This window comes from Okeania sp. (genome assembly GCF_983059655.1).
The window spans coordinates 1-9,623 of record NZ_CEZPJD010000273.1 but is presented as its reverse complement, the minus strand read 5'-3'; the positions used below and the strand labels follow the sequence as shown (position 1 = coordinate 9,623).

At 40.0% G+C, this 9,623-nt stretch carries 5 protein-coding genes; 3 read left to right on the top strand and 2 right to left on the bottom strand.

The window, feature by feature from the left end; all coding sequences use genetic code 11:
- Together AC3DU7_RS16230 and AC3DU7_RS16225 are read right to left on the bottom strand one after the other, a co-directional pair.
- The coding region (locus AC3DU7_RS16230; RefSeq protein ID WP_488040365.1) for an NF038130 family PEP-CTERM protein at positions 1-422 on the bottom strand (422 nt) is incomplete at its 3' end.
- A 569-nt stretch (positions 423-991) separates the two neighbouring features.
- Complete coding sequence (locus AC3DU7_RS16225; RefSeq protein WP_488040364.1) at positions 992-2,185, bottom strand: LL-diaminopimelate aminotransferase; 1,194 nt, start codon at positions 2,183-2,185, stop codon at positions 992-994.
- A 649-nt stretch (positions 2,186-2,834) separates the two neighbouring features.
- Between AC3DU7_RS16225 and AC3DU7_RS16220 the strand changes: the two genes are divergently transcribed.
- The 3 genes from AC3DU7_RS16220 to pruA all read left to right on the top strand — a co-directional run bounded on the left by AC3DU7_RS16220 (position 2,835) and on the right by pruA (position 9,365).
- Positions 2,835-3,485, top strand: coding sequence for a DJ-1/PfpI family protein (locus tag AC3DU7_RS16220; protein ID WP_488040363.1), 651 nt, complete (start codon positions 2,835-2,837; stop codon positions 3,483-3,485).
- Between the two features lie 206 nt (positions 3,486-3,691).
- Positions 3,692-5,521 (top strand): vWA domain-containing protein, encoded by a 1,830-nt coding sequence (locus AC3DU7_RS16215; RefSeq protein ID WP_488040362.1) that lies wholly within the window; start codon positions 3,692-3,694, stop codon positions 5,519-5,521.
- Between the two features lie 865 nt (positions 5,522-6,386).
- Positions 6,387-9,365, top strand: coding sequence for an L-glutamate gamma-semialdehyde dehydrogenase (gene pruA / locus AC3DU7_RS16210; RefSeq protein WP_488040361.1), 2,979 nt, complete (start codon positions 6,387-6,389; stop codon positions 9,363-9,365).
- Positions 9,366-9,623: the final 258 nt, after the last annotated feature.

The window sequence follows — 9,623 nt, the reverse complement described above, 5'->3', positions numbered from 1 at the left end:
GCAAGAAAATCATAAGCTACTTCCTTATTAGCTTGCGCCCAAACTCCAGAAAACCAGTTTTCAGCAACAGTACTACCATTTATCTGTACTGCACCCCAATCACTATCAGTCATATTTCTGAATATAGCAGTATCACCATCACTATTTTCATAACTCAGTTCAACAATTGGGTTAGTACCATCATCTAAAATCCCCAACTCAATGTTACCCCCTGGTGAGGAGCTGTTTCCTTGTAGAACAGTGTTTAAATCAGCACTGTCATTTCTTACTGTTTGATTACCTACCTGTTCATAAAGGAAATATTCGGTACCTGCTGTACCTGTCACAGTAAATCCAGCAGCCAATGCTGGAGCACCAAATACTGCACTCATACCAGCTACAACGGAAGCACTTGCTAAAAATTTCTTTACTAATCCTGTCATAATTTTTGTTTCCTTAACTTTATGTGTGTGTTGTAATAGTTAGCTAGATTGAAAAATATATATTGACTGGTGAAATAGAAATTTATCTATTATGTTTATCAAAGCATAAGTAACAAGATTTTATGTGTGTTTCAAATCACTTAAGCTGATGATTCTTGTTTAGTTTATTTGTGTAACAATGCACCTTTAGTTATGTTTTCTCTTGTTTACCAGTAATTTAAGTTTTTTCTTTTAGCTTAAACTGATTATAAGCACTTTTATCACCGAATGTCTATATTTATCGGCGATTTTTATGTGAAATTTTCGTGAAGTTTAGTATTCAAAAAAACTACTAGAAAACACTTATGCATTTCTACTGAAATCATTATCAATACAAATAATGAGACTCCATATAATCAATTAATTACTTCTATAAATAATCATTTTTTCCCACATAATAATTTTTTCCCATTTCAAAAAACTTAAAAATTAAAACCAGTATTTCCTCAGAATATTCTGAGGAAATACTTACTATAACTAACTTTTAATCTAATTTAACGCAATAGTTGCGTTAACAGCAGCACAAAATATTATTTCTGCAAAAACACTGAGATCTTCTCCACAGCCCTTGACAAAATATCAGACTTATGCACCAAGGCAAATCTCACATATCCTTCTCCAGCCTTGCCAAAACCAGCTCCTGGGGCCACTGCTACCCCTGTATTTTTCACTAAGTCCACACAGAATCCCACTGAGTTATTGGCCCATATTTCCGGCAACTTTGCCCAAACATACATAGTGGCCGATGGAGTAGGCACAGGCCAACCAATTTGATGCAATGCCCCAACAAACACATCCCGACGTTGGCGAAAAATGTCCACAGTTTGTCTAACTACCTCTTGAGGGCCAGTTAAAGCAGCGATCGCTCCATTGAGAATGCCCTGATACTGGTTAAAATCAATACAAGCCTTTACTTGTCGCAAAGCTTGAATTAATTCAGCATTACCAATGGCGTAACCTACTCGAAAACCACCCATACTATAAGATTTAGACATAGTAAAAAATTCTATAGAAACACTTTTTTCTGGGTCTGCTTGAAAAATAGAAGGAGCGATAGATTGTTTTTCGGGTGCTTGAGAAAAGGTATTAAAAACAAAGTCTAGATAAGGAGCATCGTGAACTAAGACTAAGTTATGTTTTTGGCAAAAAGCAACAGTTTCTTGGAGAAAAGATAAAGGAGCGATCGCTGTTGTTGGATTATGAGGATAACTCAAAACCATCATTTTTGCCTGAGATAAAATAGCTTGAGGTATATCTGCCAAAACAGGCAAAAATCCATTTTCTGCTAATAGAGGCATTGGGTAAACTTGACCCCCTGCTAAAAATACCCCACCACTATGAGAAGGATAACAAGGGTCTTGTAGTAAAGCAAAATCACCAGGATTAAGTATAGCCAAGGGTAAATGAGCCGTACCTTCTTGGGAACCAATTAGAGGTAAAACTTCAGTTTCTGGGTCTACTGGAATGTCAAATTTATCGGTATACCACTTAGCTGCTGCCTGCCGAAAAGCTTGAGTGCTAGAAAATAGCGAATAACCATGAGTAGTAGAGTCTGATAAAGATTGAGCGATCGCTTCTAGAGCGTGGGAAGGCGCTGGTAAGTCAGAAGACCCCAGAGACAAATCTATCAAATCTTGCCCTGATGCTTTTGCCAATGCTTTTGCCCGGTCCATATCGGCAAATACATTAAAGCTTAGGGGAGCTAGACGTTGTGATAATTGCATTTTGATTCCACCTCTAAATTGACTTGTGTAGTTCTTATCTACTTTACTTTTGCCAAATATTTGTCAGTTTTCCAATACTCGCATAAAAATTTGAGAAGTCGTACATGGTTAATAGACATCTGGTAAAAATCAAAAATAAAATCAATTCTTATCCATAAATTATCAATTATTCTTCTCTGTTCCCTGTTCCCTCTTTTCTTGAGATGTCTAATAGAAGCAAAGGCAAATACTCGATGATGCCCTCATGGGTTTTATAGAAGCCATTTGGAATATTAGCTAATGTTGGGTTTTTAGGCCAAGAAGTGAGGATATTGATATTTACAGGACTTACGCAAAGGCACTATTCATAGAGTAAAGTAACTGTTGGACAATAGTTTTGAGCGCTATATATAGCGTATATGCGTAAATCCTAATTTAATTACAATAGATAGATAGATATCTCCAACAATCAAAAATCATGCTCTTTTATTGCACTGTTATTCATCAATTCTTTCCCCCTACTCTGTAGGGACGTTGCATGCAACGTCCCTACGACCTACTCCCTATGCGTGGAGGAGATGCTTAATAGATCCGTTTAGGGGTTCTATACAATGGTATGCCCATAAACTGCTTAAAAAGCCAAGTTATAATAATAGACAAGGAGTTGCCTGTGAATTCTGAAACACTAAAAGTTGGATTTGTCATTTTTCCAAAATTTACTGGGATGGATTTGATTGGTCCCCATGAGATTTTGGTTCGAGCAAATACAGACTGTTACATTATTAGCAAAACAACTGCACCTGTAGAGTCGAACGGCGGGCTGAAAATTCTACCGGATGTATCCTTCAGCTCTTGTCCCAATCTTGACATTCTCGTTGTTCCTGGAGGGCCTGGTCAAACTTCAGCAATGGAAGACAATGAACTTATTGATTTCATAGCCAAAAAGTCGGCTCAGTCAAACTGGACGGCTGGAGTATGTACAGGTGTTCTTCTCCTAGCTAAAGCGGGAGCTATCAAAGGAAAATCTGCTACCACCCATTGGTTAGCAATGGAAGAACTGAAGTATTTGGGTTCACATCCTGTATCAGAACGGGTAGTTTGGGATGGAAAAATAGTAACCGGTGCTGGAGTCTCCTCCGGTATAGATTTGGCACTAGATTTAGTTGTTAAGATTTTCGGGAAAGAAGAAGCTCAACGAATCCAATTAGCTATAGAATATGATCCAAAACCTCCTTTTGATATGGGGAACCCTGTTAAAGCTCCTCCTCATATTGTAGAAAAGCTCCGTAATAATAGTCGTTTTAATCGTCATCACAATTAATATCATGTCCGGTTGAATACTTATAATTAAGATAGTAGGGGAGCGGGGGAGTAGGGGAGTAGGGGAGTAGGGAAAATAGAAAGATTTACTGTTGAACACTCATAATAAGTTTTTTCATCACGCTCTTATCCGGACATCATATAACACAATACAAAAACAAAAAAATACAATTCTATAGAACCCTAGTTTCAAAGAGGTAAAAACTGATGAAAGCAAATTATTCTCTTTCCCACTCTCTAATTGCTATTGATACTGAAACAACACTCGACTTAATTCTCAATTTCAACGCCGAAGAGCAAGTCCAAGCATCTAACCGTCGTTCGCTAAACTTGAGCTTAGTTATTGATCGCTCTGGTTCAATGGCAGGTCAACCTCTACGTTATGCAATTAAAGCTGCTCAAAAGTTGGTTGAGTCCCTTAACCCTGACGATATTGTCTCTGTTGTTATCTATGATGACAGCGCAGAAACGATATTACCCCCACAGAAAGCAGTAGACAAAGCCAAAATTTCTACTCAAATAAATCGAATTAGAGCAGGAGGTTGTACGAACCTGAGTGGTGGTTGGTTGATGGGTTGCGAATGCGTTAAATCTCAACAAACTGAGGAGCGACTGAATCGTGTCCTCCTGCTGACTGATGGTAAAGCTAACAGAGGAACTACCAACCCTCAAGCTTTAACAAAAACTGCCAAACAACAAGCTGAACAGGGAATTATCACGACAACTTTGGGCTTTGGAACTAACTTTAATGAAGACTTACTCATCGATATAGCAGATGCTGCTGGCGGAAATTTTTATTTCATTCAATCTCCAGATGACGCAGTTGATGTTTTCCGCATTGAGTTGGAAAGTTTGACTTCTGTTGTAGCAGAAAATCTCGCAGTAACCATACGTCCAGAAGCGTCAGTGCAGATTTCTGAAGTGTTGAATAGGTATCAGTCAACTACTCAGGGAAAAGCATCGGAAATTTTATTAGGCGATGTTTATCAAATTGAAGCGAAACAGTTAGCTCTACAACTATCAATTCCTCCGCAAAAAAATCCCGGTCCCTTAACTATTGCTACTATAGAGTACCAGTATCAAACTACTACTGATGACAAAATTCAACAGGTATCAGAACAAATTCCCATTACAATAACAGTGGGTTCCGCTGAAGAAGCAAGTCGCACTGAAGCAGATATGTCGGTACTCGAACAGACCAGTCAACTGAGAATAGCTCGCCTGAAAAATGAAGCGATCGCTATGGCAGATCGAGGACAGTACAAAGAAGCTGCGGAAGTATTACGTTCTCAGGTAGACGAACTTAAGAGCAAATTATTAAATGAAATATTTGAAGTAGCTGAGGAAATTGCCCAATTAGAATATTACGCTCAACGCATCGAAAACCGCAAACTAGATAGTGCCAGTCGCAAAGAAATGCGCGACCAATCATATCAAACTCTGAACCGGAGTCGCGATGATTTGAAATTACGAGGTTCTACTGCTGGAAATGCAGATAGTTTGGAAGCAGTTTCTACTGCTGAGGGCGGTATTTTAGTCAAATGTTTTCGAGAAGGTGGAAAACTACGAGTGCGTATAATTTCAGAAGGGTATAATTCCGAATTTAATGTTCAGTTCCCCCGTGGAATTCGTCAAGAAGGAGTTACTTATGTTGTAGATGAGATTCAACTTTCAGCTAATGGTAGTTTTTACCGTGCTACTGGCAAGATCCGTCGCTTGGTTGAACCCGGTAAGGAAAAAGCAGTAACTACTGAAAAGGGTAAATCTCAAAAGTTGGCAGCAGCTAAAGCAACAGGTGGATGGGAAGATTTGGAAACTGTTGATACTGTAGGTGATGGGGTTTTAATTCAGTGTATTAAAGAAAAAAGTAAGCTCAGAGCAAGAGTCGTTTCCGATGGATATAATCCCGATTTTAATATTCGCTTTCCCCGCAATATTCGGGCTGAAGGGGTGTTATATGTGGTTGATGAAGTACGAGAATCTGCTGATGGTAAATCTTACATCAGTTATGGAAAAATTCGTAGGTTATTACAATAAAACTCTGGGAAAAAGAATAGAATTTTTGTAGAAGTAGGCAACAGGCAACAGGCAACAGGCAACAGGCAACAGGGAAGAAAATTTATGAAAAAGACACAAAAAATTATCTATATGTGTAATTTTCACTAGAGGTCTAATCGACATCTCCAATAATAAAAAATAAAATCAATTATCACACATAAATTATCAATTATTTCCTCCTACTACCTACTGCCTACTCCCTCTTTTGGAGGAGATGTCTAATAATTTCAAATGATAGTGCTTTCTTTAAACTTTTCCTACAAAATATTACAAAATATATTGTCAGATTATTAGATCAATATAAAGTAACCAAAATAGGCTTGGACAAACACTAATTTCAAAAAAAATTAGTGCTTGAGACCTAAACTAATCCGATACAAAATATATTGTTAGATTAAGTGATAATATTTAGATAAATATAAAGTAACGGAAATAAGTTTGGACAAACACTAACTTTAAAAAAAATTAGTGCTTGAGAGGTTGTCTGAGAAGTCCCATTTACTACATCGCTCGCCCCCGCGCATCCCCCATTCAACAAAAAGCGGAGCAACATCTGGCCTCCCATCCTTGAAAAGCGAAGCATCCTCTGGCTTCCCCCATTCAACAAAAAGCGGAGCAACATCTGGCCTCCCCCTTTCCAAGGGGGACGGGAGGGGGATAAAAAAGGGGGACAGGAGGGGGATTAATAAAGGCGGACTAGAGCAAGCAAATTGACTTTTGTTCCCCCCAAAGTTGGGGGGTTAGGGGGGCAAAATTCAGTATCAAAAAACTTTTCAGATATCCTCTGAGACCTAAACTAATCCGATACATAATCCCAATTGATTTACCACACTTTGTCAAAAAAATGGTCGCACAAATACCTAATAGCAACTATGAAACTCAAACCCAAGAAATAGCAAAACAACTCTTGGCAGCAACTCAAGAAAAAAACCGTTCCTGGTTAGGCCAACTGCAAAATCAAATGCGGTGGGATGATAAACTTCTAGACTGGGCAATGGCAAACCCTGGTTTGCGAGTACAACTATTTCGCTTTATTGACTGTTTGCCAGCGTTACACAGTAAACCAGAAATAGCTGCTCACCTTCAAGAATACCTAACTACTGAAGAAGTTGAATTGCCAGAAGCTCTCAAAAAACTCCTCAACTTTGCCAACCCAGACTCAGTTCCCGGTCAACTGGCAGCTACCACCGTTGCACCAGCAGTGGAAACCCTTGCCCATAAATATATTGCCGGGGAAAACATCAAGCAGATAATCAAAACTCTAGAAAAACTACGGAAAGAAAAAATGTGCTTTACCGTAGACTTACTAGGAGAAGCAGTAATTACTGAAACTGAAGCACAATCCTATTTAGACCGTTATCTAGAACTGATAACCCAACTAACACAAGCTGCTAAAAACTGGTCATCAGTACCTCAGATAGACGAAGCAGATGGCGAACAACTACCACGAGTGCAGGTATCAGTAAAACTTACAGCATTTTATTCCCAGTTTGACCCCCTAGATGCTAGGGGCAGTCAGGAACGGGTGAGCGGACGCATCCGTAACCTACTCCGACGTGCCAAAGAACTAGGTGTAGCAGTTCACTTTGACATGGAACAATATAGCTACAAAGACCTGACTATAGCCATTCTCAAAGAACTGTTGATGGAAGAAGAATTCTGCAAGCGCACCGACATCGGCGTTACTATTCAAGCATATCTACGGGATAGCGGAAAAGACTTGCAAGGTATCATTGACTGGGCAAAACTCCGGGGTTATCCTGTTACTGTTCGACTGGTGAAAGGTGCATATTGGGACCAAGAAAGCATCACAGCTTTACAACACGACTGGCCACAACCAGTTTTCAATGATAAACCAGAAACTGATGCCAATTTTGAACAGCTGACTCAGATGATGTTGGAAAATCATCAATATATCTATTCAGCTATCGGTAGTCATAATGTTCGTTCTCAGGCCAGAGCGATCGCCATTGCCAAAGAATTAAAAGTACCTCGACGTTGCTTCGAGATGCAAGTTCTCTACGGTATGGGCGACCAAATCGCCAAAGCATTAGTGGACAAAGGTTATCGCATCCGAGTTTACTGTCCCTACGGCGACCTACTACCAGGAATGGCATATTTAATTCGTCGCCTCCTGGAAAATACAGCAAACAGTTCATTCCTCAGACAAAGTTCAGAAAATGTTCCCGTTGAAGAATTGTTAGCGCCTCCCACTACTAACGGCAAAACAACAATTCACGATATTGTTAAACCTGTTTTTCCTAATGCTGCTGATAGCGACTATGCTGATGCTGCTCAACGACAACAAGCTTATAATGCTATTGCTCAAGTACGACTAGAGTTAGGCAAAACATATCTCCCACTGATCGACGGCGAATACATACAGACTGAGCAAATAGTAGATTCCGTTAACCCATCAAACCCGAAAGAGATAGTCGGGAAAATTGGTTTAATATCTGTAGAGCAAGCAGAGCAGGCAATTCAAGCAGCTAAAGCAGCATTTCCTAGTTGGCGGAAAACACCTGTTACAGAGCGAGCGGGGATATTGCGAAAAGCAGCGGACTTAATGGAAAAACGCCGTCATGAACTTTCAGGGTGGATGGTATTAGAAGTTGGGAAACCCCTCAACCAATGTAATGCGGAAGTTTCTGAGGCAATTGATTTTTGTCGCTACTATGCTGATGAAATGGAAAGGTTAGACCAAGGTTATAAATATGATGTGGCTGGAGAAACTGACCGTTATTATTATCAACCTCGTGGTATTTCTTTGGTGATTTCGCCTTGGAATTTTCCTCTAGCTATTCCTACAGGAATGACTGTTTCATCTTTGGTGACTGGAAACTGTACTTTGTTGAAACCAGCAGAAGTTTCATCAGTTATTGCTTCCAAAATAGCTGAAATATTAGTAGAAGCTGGTTTTCCCAAGGGAGTATTCCAATTTGTGCCAGGAAAAGGTTCGACAGTGGGTGATTTTATGGTGAAACATCCAGATGTTAATAGTATTACTTTTACTGGTTCTCAAGAAGTCGGTTGTCAAATTTATGCAGAAGCGGCAATTTTACGCCCTGGGCAAAAACATCTGAAGCGGGTTATTGCTGAGATGGGTGGTAAGAATGCGATTATTGTTGATGAGAGTGCAGATTTAGATCAAGCAGTTGCTGGTGTGGTGTATTCTGCTTTTGGTTACAGTGGACAAAAATGTTCTGCTTGTTCCCGGGTTGTGGTTTTGGCTCCAATTTATGAAACTTTTGTGAATCGTTTGGTGGAGGCTACGCGATCGCTCAATATTGGAGATGCGGAGAAACCAAGTACACAAGTAGGCCCGGTGATTGATGCTAAGGCACAAAAACGAATTAAGGAATATATTGAGCAAGGCAAGCAGGAGGCTGAAGTTGCCCTGGAGATGGCAGCGCCAGATGATGGTTATTTTGTTGGCCCTGTGGTATTTAAGGATGTTTCACCCACAGCAACTATTGCTCAGGAGGAAATATTTGGTCCGGTGTTGGCGGTGATGAAAGCACAAAGTTTTTCAGAGGCATTGGAAATTGCTAATGGTACAAATTTTGCTTTGACTGGTGGGTTGTATTCTCGTACTCCTTCTCATATTGAACAGGCAAAAGCAGAGTTTGAAGTGGGGAATTTGTATATTAATCGTGGAATTACAGGGGCGATCGTTTCCCGGCAGCCATTTGGTGGGTTTAAGTTGTCTGGTGTTGGATCGAAAGCTGGAGGACCTGATTATCTACTGCAATTTCTGGAACCACGCACGATAACTGAGAATGTACAACGGCAAGGTTTTGCGCCTATTGAGGGCGTGCAGTAAGGGAGTAGGGAGTGGGGGAGTAGGGGAGAAAAGATTAGAAGGGATAAAGTTTTTTATCACTAATTATCCGGACATAATATAGCAATCTTAAATAGGTTGCGATCAATCAAAAAGTAGATAAAAAAACTGAAACTCTTACCGAAAAATCGTGGGTATGCGCCTCCCCTTTTAAGGGGATAAAAAGCGGTCGAGGGATGGCTCCGAAACCTGCGCCATATCCAATCGACCAAGACAGCGGTCGCTCTTCGGAGCTTCCCG